This is a genomic window from Paenibacillus canaveralius, assembly GCF_047238265.1.
Classification (GTDB): domain Bacteria; phylum Bacillota; class Bacilli; order Paenibacillales; family NBRC-103111; genus Paenibacillus_F.
The window spans coordinates 3,416,965-3,438,687 of sequence record NZ_JBDFMM010000001.1 but is presented as its reverse complement, the minus strand read 5'-3'; the positions used below and the strand labels follow the sequence as shown (position 1 = coordinate 3,438,687).

The 21,723-nt window shown below is 54.2% G+C and carries 22 protein-coding genes; 19 read left to right on the top strand and 3 right to left on the bottom strand.

Translation table 11 applies throughout. From position 1 onward, the window contains the following. Window positions 1-255: 255 nt before the first annotated feature. From ABC395_RS15430 to ABC395_RS15390, 9 genes are all read left to right on the top strand, one after another. The gene (locus tag ABC395_RS15430; protein WP_413004428.1) at window positions 256-429 is read left to right on the top strand and encodes a hypothetical protein; all 174 of its coding nucleotides are present in this window, start codon (window positions 256-258) and stop codon (window positions 427-429) included. A gap of 269 nt (window positions 430-698) precedes the next feature. Beyond that, a complete protein-coding gene (locus ABC395_RS15425) occupies window positions 699-1,394 on the top strand; it encodes a response regulator transcription factor (RefSeq protein WP_413004426.1) in 696 nt (231 codons plus the stop codon). After that, window positions 1,385-2,785: an ATP-binding protein gene (locus tag ABC395_RS15420; RefSeq protein ID WP_413004425.1), complete on the top strand. Its 1,401-nt coding sequence runs from the start codon at window positions 1,385-1,387 to the stop codon at window positions 2,783-2,785. The genes ABC395_RS15425 and ABC395_RS15420 overlap by 10 nt, the downstream gene beginning before the upstream one ends. 145 nt (window positions 2,786-2,930) lie before the next feature. Next, complete coding sequence (locus ABC395_RS15415; protein ID WP_413004423.1) at window positions 2,931-3,929, top strand: hypothetical protein; 999 nt, start codon at window positions 2,931-2,933, stop codon at window positions 3,927-3,929. Between the two features lie 30 nt (window positions 3,930-3,959). Beyond that, a complete protein-coding gene (locus ABC395_RS15410) occupies window positions 3,960-4,970 on the top strand; it encodes a hypothetical protein (RefSeq protein ID WP_413004421.1) in 1,011 nt (336 codons plus the stop codon). A 34-nt stretch (window positions 4,971-5,004) separates the two neighbouring features. Further along, the gene (locus ABC395_RS15405; protein WP_413004419.1) at window positions 5,005-6,441 is read left to right on the top strand and encodes an S-layer homology domain-containing protein; all 1,437 of its coding nucleotides are present in this window, start codon (window positions 5,005-5,007) and stop codon (window positions 6,439-6,441) included. 342 nt (window positions 6,442-6,783) lie between these two features. Continuing rightward, entirely contained in the window at window positions 6,784-7,476 is a 693-nt protein-coding gene (locus ABC395_RS15400; RefSeq protein WP_413006755.1) for a response regulator, read from the top strand. Beyond that, entirely contained in the window at window positions 7,473-8,597 is a 1,125-nt protein-coding gene (locus tag ABC395_RS15395; protein WP_413004417.1) for a sensor histidine kinase, read from the top strand. The genes ABC395_RS15400 and ABC395_RS15395 overlap by 4 nt, the downstream gene beginning before the upstream one ends. 110 nt (window positions 8,598-8,707) lie before the next feature. Further along, complete coding sequence (locus ABC395_RS15390; RefSeq protein ID WP_413004415.1) at window positions 8,708-10,069, top strand: cell wall-binding repeat-containing protein; 1,362 nt, start codon at window positions 8,708-8,710, stop codon at window positions 10,067-10,069. A 128-nt stretch (window positions 10,070-10,197) separates the two neighbouring features. Here the strand turns inward: ABC395_RS15390 and ABC395_RS15385 are convergent, their stop codons facing one another. Genes ABC395_RS15385 through ABC395_RS15375 form a run of 3 tightly spaced genes read right to left on the bottom strand, consistent with a single transcriptional unit; the run spans window position 10,198 to window position 13,955 of the window. After that, window positions 10,198-11,331, bottom strand: a complete 1,134-nt coding sequence (locus ABC395_RS15385; RefSeq protein ID WP_413004413.1) for a Ger(x)C family spore germination protein — start codon at window positions 11,329-11,331, stop codon at window positions 10,198-10,200. Further along, complete coding sequence (locus ABC395_RS15380) at window positions 11,328-12,443, bottom strand: GerAB/ArcD/ProY family transporter (protein ID WP_413004411.1); 1,116 nt, start codon at window positions 12,441-12,443, stop codon at window positions 11,328-11,330. The genes ABC395_RS15385 and ABC395_RS15380 overlap by 4 nt, the downstream gene beginning before the upstream one ends. Before the next feature lie 9 nt (window positions 12,444-12,452). Next, window positions 12,453-13,955 (bottom strand): spore germination protein, encoded by a 1,503-nt coding sequence (locus ABC395_RS15375; RefSeq protein ID WP_413004409.1) that lies wholly within the window; start codon window positions 13,953-13,955, stop codon window positions 12,453-12,455. Window positions 13,956-14,326: 371 nt separating this feature from the next. Between ABC395_RS15375 and ABC395_RS15370 the strand changes: the two genes are divergently transcribed. The 10 genes from ABC395_RS15370 to ABC395_RS15325 all read left to right on the top strand — a co-directional run bounded on the left by ABC395_RS15370 (window position 14,327) and on the right by ABC395_RS15325 (window position 21,530). Next, window positions 14,327-14,587, top strand: a complete 261-nt coding sequence (locus tag ABC395_RS15370) for a YqkE family protein (protein WP_413004407.1) — start codon at window positions 14,327-14,329, stop codon at window positions 14,585-14,587. A gap of 152 nt (window positions 14,588-14,739) precedes the next feature. Further along, window positions 14,740-15,069 carry an ArsR/SmtB family transcription factor gene (locus ABC395_RS15365; protein ID WP_413004405.1) on the top strand — a complete coding sequence of 110 codons (330 nt, stop codon included), beginning with the start codon at window positions 14,740-14,742 and terminating at the stop codon, window positions 15,067-15,069. Between the two features lie 176 nt (window positions 15,070-15,245). Then, window positions 15,246-15,617: a MerR family transcriptional regulator gene (locus tag ABC395_RS15360; RefSeq protein WP_413004403.1), complete on the top strand. Its 372-nt coding sequence runs from the start codon at window positions 15,246-15,248 to the stop codon at window positions 15,615-15,617. Then, on the top strand, window positions 15,614-15,934 hold the full coding sequence (locus ABC395_RS15355) for a thioredoxin family protein (RefSeq protein WP_413004401.1): 321 nt from the start codon (window positions 15,614-15,616) through the stop codon (window positions 15,932-15,934). The genes ABC395_RS15360 and ABC395_RS15355 overlap by 4 nt, the downstream gene beginning before the upstream one ends. Window positions 15,935-16,045: 111 nt before the next feature. After that, a complete protein-coding gene (gene ymzB, locus ABC395_RS15350) occupies window positions 16,046-16,384 on the top strand; it encodes a protein YmzB (RefSeq protein ID WP_413004399.1) in 339 nt (112 codons plus the stop codon). Window positions 16,385-16,650: 266 nt separating this feature from the next. Beyond that, on the top strand, window positions 16,651-17,946 hold the full coding sequence (locus ABC395_RS15345) for an ABC transporter substrate-binding protein (protein ID WP_413004397.1): 1,296 nt from the start codon (window positions 16,651-16,653) through the stop codon (window positions 17,944-17,946). Window positions 17,947-18,078: 132 nt separating this feature from the next. Further along, window positions 18,079-18,927, top strand: coding sequence for a carbohydrate ABC transporter permease (locus tag ABC395_RS15340; RefSeq protein WP_413004395.1), 849 nt, complete (start codon window positions 18,079-18,081; stop codon window positions 18,925-18,927). 7 nt (window positions 18,928-18,934) lie between these two features. Then, on the top strand, window positions 18,935-19,816 hold the full coding sequence (locus tag ABC395_RS15335) for a carbohydrate ABC transporter permease (RefSeq protein WP_413004393.1): 882 nt from the start codon (window positions 18,935-18,937) through the stop codon (window positions 19,814-19,816). A gap of 222 nt (window positions 19,817-20,038) precedes the next feature. After that, window positions 20,039-20,719, top strand: a complete 681-nt coding sequence (locus ABC395_RS15330) for a Na-translocating system protein MpsC family protein (RefSeq protein WP_413004391.1) — start codon at window positions 20,039-20,041, stop codon at window positions 20,717-20,719. A gap of 124 nt (window positions 20,720-20,843) precedes the next feature. After that, window positions 20,844-21,530, top strand: a complete 687-nt coding sequence (locus ABC395_RS15325) for a response regulator (protein WP_413004389.1) — start codon at window positions 20,844-20,846, stop codon at window positions 21,528-21,530. Window positions 21,531-21,723: the final 193 nt, after the last annotated feature.

Below are 21,723 nucleotides of genomic sequence, written 5' to 3'. Positions count from 1 at the left end.
CCAGAATTCAAAAAAAGTCGACCATCCCGTTGGTCGGCTTCTAAATTATTTTATTGCGCCTTCAGGATTTGTGGACTTTCAGCGGTGATGCCGGGTTTAATCATGGCTGTGTCGGATGCGGATAAGCGCGCAGTGCCTCGGGTGCTTGGATTCGCGCGCCTCTGAAAGAAGCCGGAGTTGCTTTCCCGTATAGTTTTTTACGGGCCAGGAAAACTAGAATGAATGCTTTTTTACAAGCGAAGGGAGAGTATAGCGATGAGTGATAAGCATCCCAAAGGCCGCGTGGAATTCAGGCAGCCCCCGGTCAAACTGACGGCCGATCTTCCCGGCGATCCCGAAATGCGCGAGCATCTGGACGAGATGAGAGAAAACGACGGGTATCCCGGATCCTGCGGAATCCTAAGCACGCCCGAGGAGACGGGGAAATAACCCGTTCCCGCTTCGGTCTGCGAAGCTCCGCCACTAAGAACCTTGACTGCCTGCGGTCACGGTTTTTCTTTTTTTACGCACGGGTAAGCATGTACAGCCGCAAGGCGGCTCCCGGATTCAAGAGTTCCGATCCGGCGGTTGGATATATGTGCCTCTTGCTGCTGTAGGGCCGGAACGGATTTCTCCAAGGTTACATCTTGCTGACGTGCGGGAGCAGCTTGGTCGTGTATAATATGGAGAAAAGTTCGGAGTGAAAACGGAGGAACGGCATGGACTACAAAATACTTGTTGCAGATGATGAACAGACGATAACCAGCGCAATCGCATACGGCCTCAAACGGGAAGGATTTATCGTGGAAACGGCCGCGGACGGGGAAGAAGCGCTCCGTAAAACAGAGTCGTTCCGGCCTCATGTGCTGGTCATGGACGTCATGATGCCCCGGTTGACGGGTTTTGAAGTGTGCAGGAAGCTGGACAACCGCAAAAACCTGGGTATTTTGCTTCTTACCGTAAAAAACGACATTGTGGATAAAATTCTCGGGCTCGAATTGGGCGCGGACGATTATATGACGAAGCCGTTCGATTTGCGGGAACTGATTGCCCGCGTAAGGGCGCTGTGCAGACGTCTGGATAAAAGCGAAAAGGGCGAAGAGCTCTCCGTTTTGAAGATCGGCGAACTGAGTGTGCACCCCGAGCAGAGGCTTGTGAGCCTGAAAGGGGAGGCGCTGAACCTCACCCCCAAGGAGTTCGATCTGCTTGCACTGCTGCTTTCGAATTTAAAAAGAGCGTTCTCGCGCGAAGAATTGCTGGATCTCGTATGGGGAATGGACTATGCCGGCGGAACGCGCACGGTCGATATTCACATCCAAAGACTGAGAACGAAGCTTGGCGAGACGTATCAGAACGTGCTCCAGACGGTCTACGGAGTGGGATACAAAGCGGTCGGGGAAGTGCCATGCGAATAAGCTTGAAATGGAAGTTTGCGCTGTTCATTGCCGCGCTTCTTCTGTTCGCCGTCGGCGTGCTCAGCGTGCTCGTTCTGACCGGCGTACACAGGTATCAGAAAGAAGAAATGGAGAAGACACTGAACCGGCAGGCGGAAATCGCGAATAACCGGATCGGGCAGCAGTATGTGACGGGGACGCGCTTCGATCCTCAAACCTTTATGCAGCTTCAAGGACAAAATCTGGCCGTCGAAATCGGAGCGGCGAGCGGCATGAGGGTCCTGCTCTACGATATGACGGGCGCCGCAGCGGGAGATTCGCTTCCCATGGCTGAATCCCCCGACGTAAGCGGCGTGCTTTCCCATGCCCTGAACAACAAGATCGTCTACAAGGTACTGGGGGATACGGAGGATTATCTGGCGCCAGTGCGGGGTCCGGACGGACAAATCGGCGTTCTTCATTTTCAAGTGCCGCTGGCGGCCCAGAACGCGTTTTACCGGAATCTGCAAAATTCCTTTCTTATGGGGGGCAGCGCCGTCCTGCTGCTCAGTTTCGTCCTCGGTCTCTTGTATATGAACCGCCAGGCGAAGGCGATCCGGCGGCTGAAAGAAGCGGCCGACGACATCCGTATGGGTGATTTTATCGGCGCGCCGCCCTTCCGGCGCAAAGACGAGCTGGGCTCGCTCAGCGACGGCATTTACGATATGAGCCGGGCTTTACAGGGCAGTCTGCGTACACAGCAGCAGTTTATCAACAACATCAGTCATGAACTGAAAACGCCTCTGACTTCCATCCGGGCCTACACGGATCTGCTTCATATGTACGAGGATGATCCCGGATTGGTCCGGGAGGCGCGGGACGTTATCGATAAAGAAGCGGTGCGGCTTTATGAGTTCGTCGAGAAAGTGCTGAAGCTGGCCGCGCTGGAAAAGTATGAATTCGAGCAGCAGCCGGAGAAACTCCGGATCGATCTCCTTCTGGAGGATCTTGCCTCCCGGATGAAAGGGAAAGCGGAGAAATTCGGCGTTGCCGTCTCCCTTGAACTCGTTCCGGCGGAAGTGTGGGCGGACCGCGAAAGCCTGATTCAGATTTTTCTTAATCTGCTGGACAATGCCATTAAATATAACGTCGAGGACGGCACCGTTCTGATCCGCAGCCGGACTACGGAGGTATGCGCGCTTGAAGTTGAGTTCACCGATACGGGCCTCGGGATTCCGGAAGACCGCAGGGAACGGATTTTCGAACCTTTTTATACGGTAAACAAGGACCGGGCCAGGAAGTCGGGAGGCAGCGGTCTCGGGCTGTCGCTCGTCAAGCAGCTTGTAAACAAGCAGCAGGGGCAGATCCGGGTCGAACACCCCGCCGATGGCGGAACGTCGTTTATCGTGACTTTTCAGGCAGGGCAAAGGTGAAAAGTTTTGCGTAAACATTTACAAGTTCGAAACAAGTTGAAATCTTGCGGAAAACTTTGAGGGGTATAGTCTAAACAGAGCTTGAAAGGAGGACATCATTCTGAAGCTCGGTACAATCGGTAGGCGGCTCACCGTATGGGCGGGAATGATGTTCCTGCTCGCAGCCGCCCCGGGATGCGACAGTTCGCCTTCCCCGTCAGTGACCGTTGTGGATCCGCCGGCCTCTGGAAACAACGGGGATACCGTCCTGGCAGGAATCCGGCATCTCGACAAGTTCTATGCGATGGGCTGGAGCCCGCAGGGCGAACTGATCGGCATCCCGGGCGATTCCCCGGTCGGCGCCACTTTGGAGTTCCGGAATCTTGCCGGAGACAAAACCCGCGATACGGGGATAAAGGGAGCGACAGGGATTCAGATGGCCCCGGACGGCAAGTATGCCTGGGTGTATCACCGCTATGAGGGAACGGCGGATATATACCATCTTGAAACCGGCCGGGTCATCCGGATCGGGCCTCAAACCCGGGAACTCCTTGGAGCTTGGATAGATGAGGAGTCGTATCTGGCTGTGCTGACGGAGCCGAATAACCGGCTCGTCCGATTCGGCACAGACGGCGAAATGACGGCCGTAGAACACGAAGACGTGCCGTCCGGCATCGTTAAAGCCGCCATAAAAGACGGCAGGCTGTATATGCTGAGCGGCGATGGGGAGCTGACCGTGACGGAAACGGGCGGCGGGTCTGCCCGGATCTGGAGCCGGAGCGGAGTTTCCGACTTCGCCGTAGCTCCCGGCGGGCAGCGGATCGCCCTCGTCACCGTGACCGGTCCCGATCAGAAGACGCTCGTCCTGGCCGATGCCGCACGGGGCGGCAGCGAGAAGCCGGCGGCGAGGGGGCGCCTCCTGCAGCAGCTCTCCTGGTCACCGGACGGAAGCCGGCTCGCCTTCTCCGTCTTCAGCCCGGATCAGGGAATGACGGGACTTTACGTGATGAACGAGGCTTCGGGACGGATGATTCCCGTCTCCTATAAGCCCAATGTAACAAGTGACATTGAATGGAGCCCTTCGGGAACCTCCTTTGCGGTAAGTGAATTTCTGCCCGGTGAGACTGCGGAGCGATTATTCACGACCCTTTATCAATTGAAATAAGGAATCAGACACAGAGAGAGTGAAGAGAAATTGAAAGCGAACCTAGTCAAACAAGCGGCGGTATGCACCCTGTTGACCGCGTCCCTGCTGACCGGGTGCGGCTCCCCGGAGGGGAATGTTCAAGTAAAAGAGCCATCCGGATCGGGCTCCTCCCAGCCGGCTGCCCCGGGCACCGAAGCGGCCGCAGGCGGCAATGTCCTCGCCAAGTTTCAGCTGAAAATTTCCCAAGCCAAAGAAGCGCGGGAAGTCACGGCTTTCCTTGACGAGAACATGCCCAAAGCCGATAAAACGACGGCGGATAAACTGTTTATCGAACTGCAGAACTATTACGACACTCACCTGCCCGGGTTGAACGCCAGTTTTTCCGAAATGATGAGCCAGCCGGGCACGGCGGACAACATGCGCGAAATCGGCTATCCCGCGGATTTCGACAAGATCGTGAACGACGATACATTGAAGCAGTGGCTGAAAAATCAGACGGAGGCCAAACTCCAGCTGACCGATAAAGAGGGCAGCTATTACTGGAAAGTCGACTATGAAGCGCTTAACAAAGCTTATGCGCCGTACGTGTCGGACGAATTGAAAGCGTATCTGGCCATCCAGTCGCTGGAGAACAAGACGCCTTTCCGTTCCGACGCCAGCCTGAAAATAGCCCGCGATGCACTTGGAGAGCGTACCTTGGCCGCGGAGAAGTTTTTGACCGCCTATCCAAAGGGGCCTAAAGCGGAAGAAATGCTGGCTCTCTACAGCGAATATTTGCACGAATATATTCATGGCTACCGCTACGAGGCCATCGAAGAGCCGGGCATGAAGCTCATTCCGCTTGTGAAGCAGAGCTACGTGAAGCTTGTCAAAAACAGCCCGGATTCGAAGACGGCCGCCATCGTAAAAGAGTATTTGACGGTCATCGACGCGAACAAGGATGTTATTTATACCCCAGGCAAAAAAGGGGAAAGCATCATCGGCGATCCAAAACCCGGCATCGGCGCTTTCTGGAAAGGGCTTGACGCCCGTATCGCCGCCGCATTTCCGGATGTGTGATCCGCAAATTGAACGACAAAGGATGGGATGAAGGATGAAACGGATAAAAAAGATAAGAAAATGGACAACCGTACTGACGGCCGGAGGCGTTCTTCTTTTTTCGCTGACTTCGACCACGCAGGCTCACTGGCTTTTTAAAGATATCGACCATGTAGCCTGGGCACAGGAAAGCATCATCAACGCGTACCAGATGAATGTCATCGACGGCATCGCCGATCGTGAATTCGCCCCCCAGAGCCAGGTTACGTGGGCTCAGTTCATTAAAATGGTTGTGATGACGGACAACCCGGCCTTTACGGCAAAGGACGCTGCGAACGGCGGCTGGTGGCAGCCGTACTTTACGGAAGCCATGCAGAACAAGGGCTTTATCGACGGCAGCGTGAAAAAGGAGCAGATGAACAGGCCGATCTCCAGGCTGGAGCTTGCCCGGATCGTCAGCCGCGTGATAGAGCCTTCCCTGCGGTCCAAGGCGGTTGACGACAAAACGGCGGCAGACATCAGCCGGAAGAACGGTATTCTTCAAGGCCGAACCGATACCGATCTGGCGCTGGGTCAAAATTTGACCCGAGCGGAGGCAGCCGTCATTATCGACCGGCTTTTCGAAAAAAACGGCAAATACGGCAAACGCCACGATACCCTTCAGGTGAAAGCGGAGAACGGCCGATTTATCCTGAACGGATTGGCGGCGGGCCAAACGACGGAGGAAGTCCACGCGCTGCTCGGCCAACCGTTCGCGGTCGGTAAAGACGAAGCGGACGGCAATCCGGAGGAGGTTTATAAAAATTTCGTCGTCACGTATTATGAGGGAAAAGTGAGCCGGATCACGTTTAAGGGCGCGGACCGGGAACTCCTGCAAGCCAAAAAAGACTTGGGCGGAGCGGCCGTATTCCAGAATGCGGACACGACATTCTATTATTTCCCGGCGACCTCCGAGCTGCTGACGGCAGCGAACAGCACCGTCTATGTCCGCAAGGACGGCAAAAACTTCCCTTCTTATGTGCAGGGTGGCGAATTGAAAGCGGTGAATGCGGCCGCGAAAGCGTATGCGGATTCACTTAAGTCGGATACACCGGCCGCAAGCCGGCTGAAAGTGACCGTTGACAACGGTGCCTTCGCCCTGAACGGTCTCACGACCGGGATGAGCAGCCGGCAGGTTCAAATTTTGCTCGGCAAGCCTCTCCAGACGGGATTCGATGAGGTGGACAACAATCCGATGGAGACATATTCGCATTTCATCGTCACTTATCTGGACGGCCAATCCAAGCAGATCACGTATAAAGGCACCGATTCGGGGCTTGCCGGCGGCGAAGAGCTTGCCGGAGCGGCGATTTTTAAAGATAAGGATACGGCATATTACTATATTCCTTCGACCTCTCAGCTTCTTACCGCCGATAGCGCTTATATCCGCGTTGTCAAAGACGGCAAGAACTTTCCTTCCTACGTTAAGGGAGGCGAGACTGCAAGCCGTTAACGATGCGGCCAAGGCTTACGCAAAGCAGCTCAGATAAGTAAGCCGCAATCTATTTCAAAGCCGCAGTCATGCGGCTTTTCTTTTTTTCGCCGAGCGGGCTGTGGTGTACGAAAAATCGGCTGGCGGCACTCCCTGCAGGGGGTTGGTAGAACCGGGCCACCGGCTTCCCCGATTCGCAACTCACTGGAGCGGGAGGTATAATCTTCTTGGGAGTGCCTGATCCCTCTAAAAGCTGCGGAATTTCCAGCCCGTCTACATCTTTTCTACATATTGTGCAGGTAAAGTAAAATAGGGCCCGGCAGGGCCCGAATCCGGCAACGCCAACTAAAGGGGGAATCTGCCCTGAAGACGATTCTGGTAGTGGATGACGAAGAGAAAATCAGGGAAGTGATCGTATCTTATCTGCAAAAAGAAGGCTTCCGGACCGCCGAAGCGGGCAGCGGCCAAGAAGCGCTGAACATTGTCCGGCATGGAGGCGCCGACCTGCTCGTCCTGGATTTGATGCTGCCCGATATGGACGGGGAACAGGTATGCCGTGAAATCCGGCGGAGCGATGCCCTTCCGGTGCTGATGCTGACGGCCAAAGCGTCCAAAAATAATCAAATTTACGGTCTTTCGCTGGGAGCCGACGATTACTTGACGAAGCCATTTGATCCGCGCGAGCTTGTGGCACGCGTCCGGGCCGTTCTGCGCCGTTCGGACGACAGCCAGCTGCTGGCGGACCGCGTTTCTTTTCAGAACGGGCATCTGGAGATCGACTCTCTGCGGCAGGTCGTGTTCTGCGAAGGAGAGCCGGTAAACCTGACGCCTATCGAATACAAACTGCTGATCGCGCTTGCCCGTTATCCCAAAAGGAGCTTTGCACGGGACGAGCTTGTCGAGAAAATTATGGGCTACGCCTATGACGGAGACGTGCGGACCATCGATCAGCATGTGAAGAACATCCGTCAGAAAATCGAGAAGGATCCGAAAAATCCCGTCTACATCCAGACGGTCTACGGAGCGGGATACCGTTTCTCGGGTGAGATCAAGTGAAGAAGAAGCTGCATGTCCGGCTTGCCGTCATGATCGTCGCGATGGCTACGGGAATTCTGATCATCTCGACGGCGACCATTCTGATCAGCACGCATTATCACATCACGATGTACATGAACCAGGCCGACGGTGCCATGCACGATATGCCCCGGCTCAATACGCATCTGGAACAGGCGATCATGCAATCGGTGCTCTGGACGTTCCTGGGTTCGATCGTGCTGGCCGCCTGCATGGGTTTCTTCGTGGCGAAGCGGGTATCGGCTCCTCTTGTGGAGATGAAGGCCGTCGCCGAGAAAATGACGGGAGGCCAGCTCGACAGCCGGACCGCCGTGGGCGGAGACGACGAGCTGGCGGAGCTCGGGCGTTCGATCAACGAGCTGGCGGAGCAGCTGCAGAGGCTGGAGAAGATCCGCATCACGATGACGGAGGATATCGCCCACGAGCTCCGCACGCCCCTCGCGACTTTGAAAAGCCACATGAGAGCGCTGGAGGACGGTATCTGGGAGCCGACGCCGGAGCGCATCCATTCGTGTTACGAAGAGATTGTCCGTCTGGCCGATCTCATTAACGAGCTGGAAGAGCTCAACGAGCTGGACTCGCCGGTATTCCGCCTAAACCGGACGAAGGTGCCGCTGGAAACCGTGATGGAGAAGGTCAAGGCTTTCATGTCCGCCGCTTTTCTGGAAAAAAAGATCCGCTTCACCGTCGGTGCTCCCCGGAGCGTGTATCTCGATGCCGACCCTGACCGGCTCACGCAAATTCTGGTCAATTTGCTGAGCAACGCTTTGACCTATACGCCTCCGGGCGGGGAGGTGGCGCTCAAAGGCAGGCGTGCGGGAGACAAGGTGCTCATCACCGTCCAAGATACCGGGCCGGGTATACGGGAAAGCGATCTGCCGTATATTTTCGAGCGCTTTTACCGGGGCGACAAGTCGCGCAACCGCAGGTCCGGAGGCAGCGGTCTCGGACTTGCCATCGTCAGCAAGCTGGTGGAGGCGCATGGAGGCCGGGTATCGGCGTTCAACGAACGGGGAGCGGTGTTCCTGATTACTCTTTCCGCGGCGCAGCCGCCGGCAAGTATGCCGGTGAGATTGGCAGAGCAGGAAACGGCGGCCGAATAAACGTTTAACTTTTTTACGGTTGAGAGTGCCTCGCCTACACAGGTTCTTCATAACTGATGGGTAAACTGATCATTAGAACCATTCAGAATTGTGAAGGAGGCACACGTAAAATGAAAAAACGGATAGGCGCAGGGATGATTATTTTGACCGCATCGCTTGCTCTTTCGGGCTGCTTCGGCAATCCTTCCAATAACACGGCCGGTACGGGAGCGACGGCTCAGCCCGTGATGGCGGGAAGCGGGGGGAACGATTCGAAGGCGCCCTGGATCGCGTCCAAAAACACGACGCGCATCAATTCGAGCGATCCTTACGAAGCGGCGGCGCTCACCTCGCGCACGTTGTGGATGGCCACAAGCGACGACAACCGCCCCGGCGGCGTCGTGCTCGTCAACCCCGAGGAATGGCAGGCCGCTCTCGCGAGCGCGGATCTGATTCACCATCCCAACAACGGACCGGTGCTTTTCGTCAACAAGGACGGCATTCCGGATGTGACCGTGCGGGAGCTGAAACGACTGAAACCGGCGGGTGTCGCGTCCAATCAAGGCGTTCAGGCCATTCTCGTCGGAAATATGGACCCGAAAGTAGAAAAACAGGCCCAAGAATTAGGACTGAAAACGGACAAGATCCCGGCGCACAACCCCGCGGCGGCGGCGAAAGCGATTGATGCCTACTACGCGAAGGTTGCGAAGGAAACCCCGCCTTCCGTTATCGTCGGCTCCAGCGAGAGCAAGGAATACACGATGCCGGCCGTCAACTGGATCTCCCATATGCCCGAGCCTCTGCTCTACGTGAGCAAGGATCAAGTTCCGCAGGAAACGATCGACGCCTTGAAAACGCGGGGCGGCAAAGCCAACATCTACCTGCTCGGCCCGGATTCCGTCATTTCCGGGGCCGTCGAGAAGCAGCTCGGCGAATACGGCAAAGTCGTCCGGATAGCGGGGAAGGATCCCGTCGAGAACAGCATCGCGTTCGCCAAGTACAAGGACCCGGCGACGGGATTCGGCTGGGGAATCACGACGCCGGGCCATAACTTCTCGCTGATCAGCAAGGAGAACCCGGGCCTGGCCCTGGCTGCCGCCCCCTTCTCGCATCTGGGCAAGCACGCGCCTCTCATCTGGACGGAGAAGGACAAGCTGCCGGATTCCGTCATGGCCTACCTGATGTCCGTGCAGCCGAAGTATGACAAGTCTCCCGTCGAGGGCCCGTTCAACCACGCGTGGCTGACGGGAGACGAGCGCTCGATTTCGGCCGCGGGCCAGGGCGAGATCGATTCGATGCTCGAAATCGTCTCCAAGACCGGGGGCGGACACGGAAGTCACGGCGGCATGTCCGGCATGCCGGCTGCCGGTGACCAGCCCGCCGCGGCGGGCGGCGGTACCGGAAGTAGTTCCGGCACAAGCACAGGCACAGCCGGCACGGACTCCGGTACGGGCAAAACCGACATGCCTGGCATGTCTCATTCCGGCCATTAACGGAATCCGGACCCTAGACGCGTCAACGACAAAGAGAACGCCCACGGGGCGTTCTCTTTGCTTTTGGCAGCGAAGCTGTGCGCCGCGCTTCTGCCGGGCGGGGTATGCGGCTCTTTGGGTATCCGGCTTTATTCCACAACCCCCGTGCGGAGGAGCTCCATGTTCAGATGGACATCGACGGACATGGAAGACATTTTGTCATGCCAGTCACTCTTGGTCAGCGTACTGCCTCGAAGCGACTGGCGGTAAATCTCTCCGAAGCCGACGGGATCCGTTTTCAGTTCGATCATTTTGGCGAGCACGTTTTCCGTTTTTTTCGTAAATTCCTCGGTTACGAGCTTCTCGATCGTGCGCGTCACTTCGGTCTCGGTTAAATTGATCCCCGCCGAAATTTCCTCCAGAACAAATTTCAGCTTCATATTAAGTTCGTAAGCAGGCTTGCGGCGGTCCGTCATGCGGATTTCCTGGTTGGCATGGACAATCCGGACAACCGTATGAATATGCTCCCGCCGGTCCTCGGCATTTTCTTTTAAATAAGGCTCCAGCCTCTTCTTGTCCAGCTTCAGTTCGAAAGTGCCGGCTTTGAATCGGTTGCGGATCAGCTTCAGATAAGCGGAGTCGCTGTTGGACAGCATTCCGACAACTTTATCGGATTGGAATAATGCCATCTTTTCAGAGGCGATTGTTTCGCCCTTCCGGATAAAAACGGGAAGGACGGCATCTTTGCCCGCGGAGTAAAAATCCCGGAGAAATTCGTGGAGCGTCGGCGAAATAATTTGGCCTTCCAGCACATTTTGTTTAATCGTGTCGTACAGGTAGGTCCCGATATTGCTGATGCTCTTATACGGATGCTGGAGCAGATCGGCGGTTTTTTCGGTGCTGATTCCCAGATATATTTTCGTGCCGATAGAGGGATCGCGGATCAGAGAATCGACGAGATCGATCAGCCCGTCACGGGCGATCGCTTCCTCGTACAAGACGACGCGCAGCTGGCCCAGCATCAGTTTTTTGGAGGATTTGCGGTTCTGGTCCTCCCGCAACTTCTTGGTCGTGTAAGCCTGGTTGGACAGAATCGTAGCCCGGTGACCGGATTCCTTATCCAGGGTATACATGACGGATGTGCCGCTGAGGCGGCTGTCGGGGCCTTTATCGTAACCAAGTGCCACCACAAGACCGATTCTCTCGAAGACACGCCTTTCCACGCATCCTGTCAGAGCCAAAACGATCACAAGGGCCAACAGGCAGAGCAGCCTTTTTTTCACGGGGAATCACCTCCGTTCGCAGTCCGTACGATCTTTTTTCTAAAGAAAAGGATGATGCCCAGCAGGAGCGGATACACAAAAGCCATGTACATGCTCACTTCTCCGGAAACGGCGTTCAACTGCTTAATTTCAAGCCTGCTGCTGAAAAGCGTGCAAATCACAAACAAAATGGCGATTACGAGATAGAGGGACGCTTTTTCTTTCAGCGGGCTTATTTTCGGTATACCGCGGGAGGCGGACCACACAACCAGCATCACGTTCGGCAAAATTCCGATAAGATAGAGCGAAACCGTTATATATTCAACGCGCTCGATAAAAGGAAATTCCACGATTTTCAGCAAAGTCAGAGTCGGCCAAATGGTGTGGATAAGCTGTCCTCCGCTGAAATAGACAAGCGCCGTCAGCATGTAAATGAGATAAGTAGCCGTCGTAAACACAATAGCGAAATGTGCGTATTTCGGTGCTTTTTTTGGATCCCGTATAAAAGGAAAAACAAACATCAGCAGTTCAAAACCGACAACCGAGAAGGAAATTTCCTTCGTTCCTTCCAAAAATTCCTGCGGAGAATGACTTATGACGGGGAGCAGATATCCCCAATCCGCATACTGGAGAGGATAGTACAACAGCAGCATCTCGAAGGTTAGGATCAGAATACTTATAAATCCGATTCCGGTAATTACTTTGATGCCTCCGAGTACACCGTACAAAGTGAGGGAAAGAATCATAAAGGCCAGGAACCAGGGCGGCATGTCCGGAAAAATCCACGTCTGCACGATTTCCGCATAATTCCGGATAATCGTCAAAGCAATGAGTGTCAGGTAGGCCACATAGAGGAAGGACAGAACGCCGCCCAGCCATTTTCCGAAAACTTCTTTCTGTATGCCGTAGAGATCCTTGCCGGGGTATTTTTTGAGAAAAGAGAACATGGCCAAGACGACAAGATGGCAGAACAGTCCGGCGAGCAGGACGGTAACCCATGAATCCTGGCCGACTATTTTGTAAATTTTGCGCTGAAAGCTGGCTCCTCCCACACCTATCTGCGTTGTTGTAATGATAAAGAAAAGCAGGTAAGCGCGCAGTGAAGTGTGGGGAGATTCCGGATAGCTGTTCATGTCAGTCACCTAGTTTTCTTCTTGAAATTGTTCGAACAAATCTATTTTTTGTCTGTTATCCGGGGTTTGAGAGTCGTCCCCTTTGTTTTTCCGGGCTTGGGAAGAGAAGGTTTTGACAAGGTTGTCCATGAATTTGCCGTAAGGCCGTCTGATAAACAATTCGGTAAATTCGGAGCTGTCAAACGGATAAAACGGCTTCAGGTACGGCGTGCCGAGCGACGTGAGTCTCAGGAGATGAATGAGCAGAAAAGATACGCCGATGACGATGCCGACCCCGCCCCAGAACCCGGCGATCAGGATCATCGGGAAGCGGAGAATCCGGATGGCCGTGCCCATCATAAACCCCGGGGAGGTGAAGGAGGCCAGCGCGCCGAGCGCGACGATCATGATGAGCAGGTTGCTCGTGAATCCGGCCTGCACGGCAGCCTGCCCGATGACGATACCGCCCACGATACCCATCGTCTGGCCGACTTTGGTCGGCAGCCTGGCGCCCGCTTCCCGCAGAAGCTCAATGATGAATTCAAGCAGCAGGGCCTCGAACAAGGGAGGGAACGGAACCTTCGCTCTGGAGCTTGAAAGCGGGTCGAGCAGGGCAGACGGAATCATCTCGTAATGAAACGTGAGCGCGGCCACATAGAGCGGAGTCAGCAGCATGGAGAAGAAGACGGCCAACATTCTCAGCGTGAATACGAAAGCCGACATCTGCCAATGCACGTAGCGGTCTTCTTCGGCTTTAAAAAAGTCGATAAACGTGGAAGGGCAGATCATGACCCGGGAGCTGCCTCCCGCGAGTACGATTACTTTGCCTTCAAGAAGGGCGCCGACTGTCCGGTCCGGCCTTTCCGTCAGGAAATACATCGGGAAGATGCTGTCGGGATTATCTTCAAGCAGCTTGGCGAGCATACCGCTGTCCAGGATGCCGTCCGTCTTGAGATTAGACAGCCTTTTGCGGAGCGTCAGGGTATACGCATGGTTGTTGAGGCCTTCCATGTAGCACATGAGTACGCGGGATTTGGTTTGATCCCCGATAACGAACGCTTCGGTTTTGAGCCGCGGATCGTTCAGGGTGCTGCGGATCAGAGCCATATTCTGGTCGAGTGATTCCGCGAAACTGACCTGCGGCCCGAAAATCTGGCTCTCATTCTCGGCGGCCGTCAAGCTTCGTCCCGGAAAATGGTCGGCCTGAAGGACCACACCTTTGTCGAAAGACGCCGGATGCACGTAAATCCAGCCGGCGAGCATCAGGGAGGCTATCTCCCCCCAATCCTCTAATTTTTTGCCGCCCCCAACGGGCAAATAGGAGAGAAGCTCATCCGGTCCCAGGCCCCCGCCCAGCTCCAGTAGCGGATGGAGAATGTCGCGGTGAAGAATATCTTTGTCGATCAACTGGTCCAGGTAAAACAGTTCGTAAGATTCTCCCGGTATCCCGATGATTTTGCTTTGAATCTGGTTGGTCTCGAGAGAGCAGTAAGTTTTAAAATCGTCATAACTGCGAATGGTAAAATCAGACATGGGGCCGTCACATCCTCCCTTGCGGGCTTGGTTCCTTTAGTATGACCGGAAGGAGCTTTCTTTACTTACATTTAGCGGGAAGAAAGGAAACTGCGGGACGGAAAACGCGGTTCGGAGACCTAATCCGGAAGATAAGCCCTCCGGCATGTGATAGAGTGGTAAAAAAGTGTAAGGATGAATGCCGGCAATGGAGGATAACGTTTATGGAGCCGAAAGGAGAAAAAAAGCTGCTTCGGAGGAAGCCGCGGACAGTTCAAGGAAGTTACGCCGCCGGCGCTTAAGGCAGGCATTCCGCCTGTGCCGCAAGGAGGCACGGAGGCTGGAATACGGCCCGCGAACCTGCTATAATGTGGGAACCGAGGTGATGAGTGATGGGGAAGAAGAAAAGACCCGCCCCTGCGCCGCGTGCGGCCGATACGGATAAGCCCGCTACGCTTAAAGACCTGCTGAATCCGCAGGTTATCGAGAAGCTGAAGGCACAATCCGACCAGATGAAAGCGGACGAGGCGAACCGGCGCGAGGAAGAGCAGCGGAAAGCGGCTGAAGCCCGCAAGGCCGAGCAGAAACGGCTGGACAACAATTTCGAACATTTGCTGGCCAACAGTGAGATGGATTGGCGCAAATACAAATAAGCAAGCACTCAGGCAGTCTGCTCCGGCAGGCTGCTTTGGTTTTAACGGACGGCCCGCTCCCGCTTCGTAGGGGAAGGGGCACGGTTGCTCATGGAGCGGATTGCATTTTATAATTATGTAAGCCTATACAAATACGGGAGGAGCTTAAAGGGATGGAACAACTGCAAAGTTTGGCCGACACGTTTAAGCTCATGGGGGACAAAACCCGGCTGACGATTCTCGCCCTCCTGCGGGAACGGGAGCTCTGCGTCTGCGATCTGGTGGATATAACGGGAATGTCCCAGCCGAGCATTTCGCAGCATTTGCGGAAGATGAAGGATGCGGGACTGGTGAGCGAGACGAGAAAAGGACAGTGGATCTACTATTCGCTGGCCGCCGACCGGAAGGACCGGACTCTGGAGCTGCTCCGCCAAGTCCCTTCGATGAAACACATCATCGCTGAATCGCAAGAGCAAACGGACGGAAGCGGCCGCTGCGGCTGAGCCCGCAAAAAGCATGATTTTCGCAAGCGGCGGCGCGTGCAGCGATCCGCCGCGCTTCGCTCCGCAACTGCACGGCCCGGAATATATCCGGGCTTTTTTTGCTGTTGACACTGACATTAATGTGAGGGTTTATAATAGCCTCAGGAACAAATACAGGCAGAAAGGAGTTTGCCGGAATGAAAATCGGGGAGCTTTCCGCCCGTACCGGAGTCAGCATCCGCTCCCTCCGCTATTACGAGGAACAGGGGCTGCTTTCGCCGATCCGCGGGGACAACGGATACCGGGAATATGCTCCGTTCGCCGTCGAACAGGTGCAGACGATCCAGCTGTATCTCGGGCTTGGACTCAATACCGGGCAAATTTCCGGGTTTCTCCACTGCGTGCTCATGAATAATGAAGCCTTCTGTTCCGAGGTGCTTCCGGTTTACAAGCAGAAGCTTTCGGAAATCGAAGAGCAGATCGGAGTGCTTCAGAGCATCAAATCGAATCTGGAAGAAAGAATCTATTATATTTTAAGCAACGAAACCAGGGAGGAGAAAAGCCAATGAGTCTGACAACCGTAAACGATGCCACATACCCGGATCATATTTCCGCTGAAGGCGTGACCGTTATCGATTTTACCGCGGTGTGGTGCCCGCCCTGCAAAACGCTTCTGCCGATTCTGGAGGAGCTCAGCACGGAATATGCCGGTAAAGCGAACATCCTGAAGATCGACTGCGATGACTCTCCGGAAGCGGCCTCGGCCTTCGGTGTCATGTCGATGCCTACCGTGCTTGTCCTGCACCGGGGACAGCCGGTCGAGAAACTTGTCGGGCTTCGCCCCAAATCCGTATACGAGTCCGTTCTTTCCCGATATATCGGCTGATTTTTTGGTCCTGCTTAGGCGGCGGGAGAATGAAAACGAAAGATTTCGTTCAACTTATACAGAATCGGGGTAAAGGAAGATAGAGTCTCATTACGAGAAGGAGGGGTACCTATGGCTAACGAGCTCCAGCCCGTCACGGACTGGTTAAATTCCAACACGAATAAGTCAATTCGGATCGCCAAAGAGGAACAGGAAGATATCGACCGCGTCGATCTTCAACTGAACCAGTTTGAATACCGGGAGTATCAGCCCGATGCTCCGGACGATTATACGAACGGCAGTGCGCTGCTTCTTTACGGGGAAGGCACGGTTCTCAACAACGGCAGTGAAGAAGCCCTTCCGCAAGGAACTTTCGTCATCCCGCTGGAAGGCCTCTCCGTGGCGGATCTAAGCGAAGACAGCGTCGTGCTGAAAACCGAGCGCGCCATTTACTCGCTGACCCTCCAGTAACCGGCCGGAAGCCGGGCACACATGGCGAGCGATAGCCCCTTTTGCGGGGCTATTTTTTTTGCTCCGGGTTATTATGGATCGTGTAAAGAAGAATAAATGGCGGATGAAACGCGTCTATTAAAAGGAGACGGTTTTTAAACATCGACGAGGCTGCGAATCTTTATCCGGGTATTATGAAAGCGATTTCTTTGAAAAAAGGAATAATCCGTTTTTATAATAATATAAAGGTAATATTATCCAATACTTCATTCCGGGGAGGGTTTTTATTGAAAACATCTTTACGATGGCTTCCGTTAGTCATGGCCGCAGGGCTGTTCTTCACGGCAGCCTGCTCCAAATCGGATACGGGTCCGGGAACGTCCGCATTGCCTGACGCTTCCGCTGAGCAGTCAAGCAAAGGAGACAAGAAAGAAATTACGTTCTGGACGATCGCGCTGAGCCCGACCTTCGACGTTTACTTAAACGGTGTCATTCAAGAGTTTGAAAGCAAAAATCCCGGCGTGAAGGTGAAGTGGCAGGACATTCCTTTTGAGGCCGTTGAACAGAAAACGCTTACATCCGCTACCTCGGGCTCTTTGGCCGATGTGCTGAATCTCAACACGGATTATTTGAAAAAGCTGGCCGCTCTCGGCGCGGTCGCCAGTATGGAGGAGCTGGCTGCCGACGTGAAGAAGGATTACTTCGAGGGCGTCTGGTCGGCCGGCGAATTCCAGGGAGTCTCGTATGCGCTGCCCTGGTATTTATCGAACAGCGTTCAGCTGTATAACAAGGAGCTTCTTAAGAAAGCGGGCTTCGACGCTCCGCCGAAGACGGAAGAAGAGTCGTGGGAGATGTCCGGGGTGATTAAAGAAAAGACGGGTGCCTACGGAAATACGCTGAAAGATATTCACTTGTATCTGCCTCAGAACGGAATTAAGCTCGTCAGCGACGATTACAAGAAAGCGGCCTTTAACCATGAAAAGACGCTCGAAATTTTTAAGAAATTCAAGGAGCGCTACAAAGCGGGACTCATTCCCGATGAAATATTGTTAAACCAGGCAAAGCCGCAGGAGTGGTACGCGCAGGAGAAAATCGCGTTCTGGGGAACGGGGCCGCAGCTTTTCCGGCAGGTAAAGGATTTGTCCCCGGCGGTATACGCCAAATCGGATTCGACCGGCGCGCTGGTCGGCTCCAGCGGCAAGGTGAACGTGGCCATCATGAATATCGCCGTTTCCGCCAAGAGCAAACATAAAAAAGAAGCCGCCGATTTCGCCAAGTTCCTGACTAACGGCGATAACCAGCTGAAGTTCGCCCGAATTGTCGCCATTCTGCCATCCGTCAAGAAAGCGGCGGAAGATCCGTTCTTCACGAAAGGAAAAGAATCGGCCGATCCCGCCGAGAAAGGCCTTTACTATGCGGCCAAACAGCTGGAAATTTCGGAAAACATGTTCCCGCCGGTCGAGAACATTTCGAAAATCAACAAAGCCCTTAACGACGAGTTTCATAAAGTGCTGCTGGAGGATAAAGATCCGGCCCAAGCGCTGAACGATGCCGAAGCGGCCGTAAACAAGCTGCTTAAATAGGCGGAGCCGGCTTCGCCGACATCACGAATTTACGGAAGAAGACAGGATCCCGTCACCGGGCTGTGCACGAGTGCGTGTGTGCGCTTGCGCTTGTACCGTCCGGTGACGAACGGACTGGGAGGTCTCTTCGAGATGTACAAGACAATTCACGCCTGGGCGTTCCTGGCGCCCGCAGGGCTTTTGCTGCTCCTGTTCAGCATACTCCCTGCCGCGGCCGCCTTCTATCTCAGCTTTACGTCTTATAACGTATTCGAACCGATGGAGTGGATCGGGCTGGCCAATTACCGGTCTCTGCTGGGGGATGCGCAATTTTGGCGGGCGATGTTCAACACGTTCTATTACTGGCTTCTCGTTACGCCGGCCCTTGTCATTCTGCCTGTTTTTCTCGCCATTCTCGTCAATCAGACCCTGACCGGTGTGAAAGTTTTCCGCCTGATTTACTATTTTCCGGCGCTTGTATCCGTCGTCGTCACGGCCTTCTTGTGGAGCTGGATGTTTCAGAGCGAAGGCATTCTCAACTACATGCTGAGCTTGTTCGGAGCGGAGCCGGTCAAGTGGCTGACAAGCAAGTATTTTGTGATGCCAAGTCTTGCGATCGTGACCGTCTGGCAGGGGCTCGGCTATTATATGCTGTTTTATTTGGCCGGTTTGCAGGCCGTGCCGGAAGATCTGTACGAAGCGGCGGAGCTGGACGGCGCCGGCTTCTGGAGCAGGCATATCCGCATCACGTTTCCCATGCTGAAGCCGGTTGTTTTCTTTGTTTCCGTCGTCTCTACGATGGGGGCCTTCAAAGAGTTCACGCTCATGCTGACCATGACCGAGGGAGGTCCTATCGGAGCTTCGACGACCGTTGTGTACATGGTGTTCGACGAAGCTTTCAAGCAGTTGGATATGGGCTATGCCAGCGCCGTCTCGTTCGTGCTGTTTATCGTCATCCTGCTTCTCACGCTCGTTAACAAGCGTTCGATGGAAGGAGAGTGACAATGCGATGAAGATACAACCGGCAGCCGCACCGTCCGCACCGGATCTGCGGAAATGGAGGAAGAGACGACCGGCAGTCAGGCACCTGCTTTCTTACGTGTGCTTGACTCTGATGGCGGTCGTCATGATTGTTCCTTTTTTATGGACGCTGTCCACCTCTCTGAAAGGGCAAAATGAAACCTTGAATTCGATGCCGCCGCGTTTTATACCCGAGCTGTTTACGCTCGAAAACTATGCGGCGGTGTGGAATTCCCTGCCCCTGCCCTTGTATGTATGGAACAGTACCGTGCTCGCCTTCTTCGGCGTGCTGCTCCCGGCCGTGTTCTGCTCCATGGCGGCTTTTCCTCTGGCAAGGATGACATTCAAAGGGAAGGAGGCCGTATTCCTGGTCATTATCGCGACGATGATGATTCCGGGCGAGGTGACCATGATTCCCGTCTATCTGCTCCTGAACAAGCTGCATCTTCTCGGCTCGTATACGGGCGTCATTCTGCCCGCCGCCGTATCGGCTTTCGGCATTTTTCTGATGAGGCAGGGGTTCCTCGGCATTCCCAAAGAAATCGAGGAATCGGCCGTGATCGACGGGGCGGGCGTGATCCGGATTTTCCTGCTGATCATGATGCCGATGGTGAGGCCGATGCTGGCGACGCTTGCCATTCTCAGCTTTATCGGTTCGTGGAACAATTTTTTGTGGCCGTACCTCGTCATCGAGGACGACCGGCTTTACCCGCTTACGCTGGGTCTTTACAAGCTTAAAGGCACGTTCGTCACCAACACCAGGCTGATCGCGGCAGGCTCGGTTATTGCCCTGCTGCCCATTCTCGCCGTATTTATCGGCTTCCAGAGCTATTTTATCAAAGGCGTTCAATCGGGCGCGGTAAAAGGGTAAGCGCTTTATCGGCCGCATGGCGAGCCGCGGTGCGCTGCGGACCGCTTTTTCTTTTTTTACATAAAAAGTCCGGAACCGGGCAGGATAAGAATTCCTTTATAAAACGTGCAAATTGTATTATAATTTCTAGTGGATCACTGGACATGAACGCCATTGATTTTTGGGGCAGACAAATTTAGGATCCTTGGACGTAGACGCCAACGGTTTAAAGGAAGGTTACTTTTGGAGAAGAAGACTGCACTGAGCCAATTATCAAGCCAGACGGGAAAGATGCTCAGGGAACGTTTTGGCAAAGGACCTGAGTCCATTTTTATCTCGTATAATGAATACGGCATTACTCTGCATTTCCGGAATTTCGTAAGTGCGGTTGAAATGATTCTGCTCGATAAGCAGAAAGGCGAAGCGGTCCGTGAAACCCGCCAGATGGTTATGGATGTGCTGCTGCCGGACTTGAAGGAATTTATTACCCAGACCGTGGGCATCGCGATTGAGGAAATCTATTATGACTGGGATTTGGAAGATCACTCGGGCATTATGATCGGTTTGACGAATAAATCGCTCGATGCGGATATACAGGAGAAATACGCCGGCTACGAGAAAGTTCACCAGCAGGTGAGCGATGTGACGGCACACGTACAAAAAATTCCCGACCGTATATACTCGTTCTGGACGAATCCGAGAACGCTTATTATCGTCAGGGAAGGCTTGCTCATCATGCTGGAAAAAGAGCTGATTAAAACGGGCTACGAGAACGCCTTGAGGGTCGCCAAAACCTCCCTCGAAAAAAAGCTCTTACTGCATGATGTCGATATGGAACAAGCGATCGGCAGAACCGTAACCGGCTTATATCTGGACTGGGACTTCGAAAGAGACAGAAGCGTTCTGGTCTATACATTTAAATAAATTGACGGACTGAATGCCCAGATATCATACATACGCTGGTCATGAGCCAAGAACACGCGGAAGCGTGTTTCTTGGCTCTTGCTTTTTACCGAATCAAATCGCCGCAAGGAGGGATCCGGAACTCTTGAAACACTTACATGGAATGAGAAAGCACATGCCGTATGATCTGGCGGAGGGCGGCAGAACGTCCGGCGAATCGGACGCCACTTCCCCTGGAGCGCAACTCGAGAAGCCCAAAACGAAAGCATATACGTATACGCTGGAACGAAAAATCAGGCTTCCGGAAAAATTAGCCGTCTCCAAAGAACTGGATTTGACGGGCGCTTACCTGTTATTCCGCTTCTCGGATTCACCGGGCCCGGCTTATCCCGCTCTAACGCTGCTGCCTTCGGCCCCTTCCAAGAAATATTCCGGCGATGGGGAGGAGTTGTCCATCCTGATCGCGGAAGACAATCCGATGAACCGGAAACTGCTGCAGACGATTTTGAGAAAGCGCGGGTACGAACCCGACATCGCGGAGGACGGGGCCGAGGCGGTCGAAGCTTTTGCGCGGAAATCATACGATCTTATCTTTATGGATATCGCGATGCCCAACATGGACGGTCTGGAAGCCGCGAGAAGAATCCGCCAGGGGGCGCCTGCGGACAACAGTCCCGTCATCGTCGCCGTGACGGCTTACGCCCGCAAAGAAGACCGGGTGAACTGCCTGGCGAGCGGGATGCAGGATTATGTCAGCAAGCCTTTCCGGATCGCGGAAATCGAAGATGTGCTGACCAAATGGACCGGGTATATCAACGGACTGAAAAAATAATAAAGAAGCTGGTTTTCGTCCCGCGAAAATCAGCTTTTTTTGTTGAAGCGACGCGGGCCTTCCCGAACCTCTTCATTTGCTTTATTTGTTTCATTTACAGGAGATTACAGGATGAAAAGGGAGGTTGGCGGAAAAACTGAAAAGGCGCTTTGACAAAGCACAAAAGAAATTGTTACACTAGGAGTCCGTCAAA

Bases quoted from the DNA above. Each gene is read 5' to 3' on its own strand.
- ABC395_RS15430 (WP_413004428.1), top strand. From the start codon at position 256: ATGAGTGATAAGCATCCCAAAGGCCGCGTGGAATTCAGGCAGCCCCCG.
- ABC395_RS15425 (WP_413004426.1), top strand. From the start codon at position 699: ATGGACTACAAAATACTTGTTGCAGATGATGAACAGACGATAACCAGC.
- ABC395_RS15420 (WP_413004425.1), top strand. From the start codon at position 1,385: ATGCGAATAAGCTTGAAATGGAAGTTTGCGCTGTTCATTGCCGCGCTT.
- ABC395_RS15415 (WP_413004423.1), top strand. From the start codon at position 2,931: ATGATGTTCCTGCTCGCAGCCGCCCCGGGATGCGACAGTTCGCCTTCC.
- ABC395_RS15405 (WP_413004419.1), top strand. From the start codon at position 5,005: ATGAAACGGATAAAAAAGATAAGAAAATGGACAACCGTACTGACGGCC.
- ABC395_RS15390 (WP_413004415.1), top strand. From the start codon at position 8,708: ATGAAAAAACGGATAGGCGCAGGGATGATTATTTTGACCGCATCGCTT.
- ABC395_RS15380 (WP_413004411.1), bottom strand. From the start codon at position 12,443: ATGAACAGCTATCCGGAATCTCCCCACACTTCACTGCGCGCTTACCTG.
- ABC395_RS15375 (WP_413004409.1), bottom strand. From the start codon at position 13,955: ATGTCTGATTTTACCATTCGCAGTTATGACGATTTTAAAACTTACTGC.
- ABC395_RS15370 (WP_413004407.1), top strand. From the start codon at position 14,327: ATGGGGAAGAAGAAAAGACCCGCCCCTGCGCCGCGTGCGGCCGATACG.
- ABC395_RS15365 (WP_413004405.1), top strand. From the start codon at position 14,740: ATGGAACAACTGCAAAGTTTGGCCGACACGTTTAAGCTCATGGGGGAC.
- ABC395_RS15360 (WP_413004403.1), top strand. From the start codon at position 15,246: ATGAAAATCGGGGAGCTTTCCGCCCGTACCGGAGTCAGCATCCGCTCC.
- ABC395_RS15355 (WP_413004401.1), top strand. From the start codon at position 15,614: ATGAGTCTGACAACCGTAAACGATGCCACATACCCGGATCATATTTCC.
- ymzB (WP_413004399.1), top strand. From the start codon at position 16,046: ATGGCTAACGAGCTCCAGCCCGTCACGGACTGGTTAAATTCCAACACG.
- ABC395_RS15340 (WP_413004395.1), top strand. From the start codon at position 18,079: ATGTACAAGACAATTCACGCCTGGGCGTTCCTGGCGCCCGCAGGGCTT.
- ABC395_RS15335 (WP_413004393.1), top strand. From the start codon at position 18,935: ATGAAGATACAACCGGCAGCCGCACCGTCCGCACCGGATCTGCGGAAA.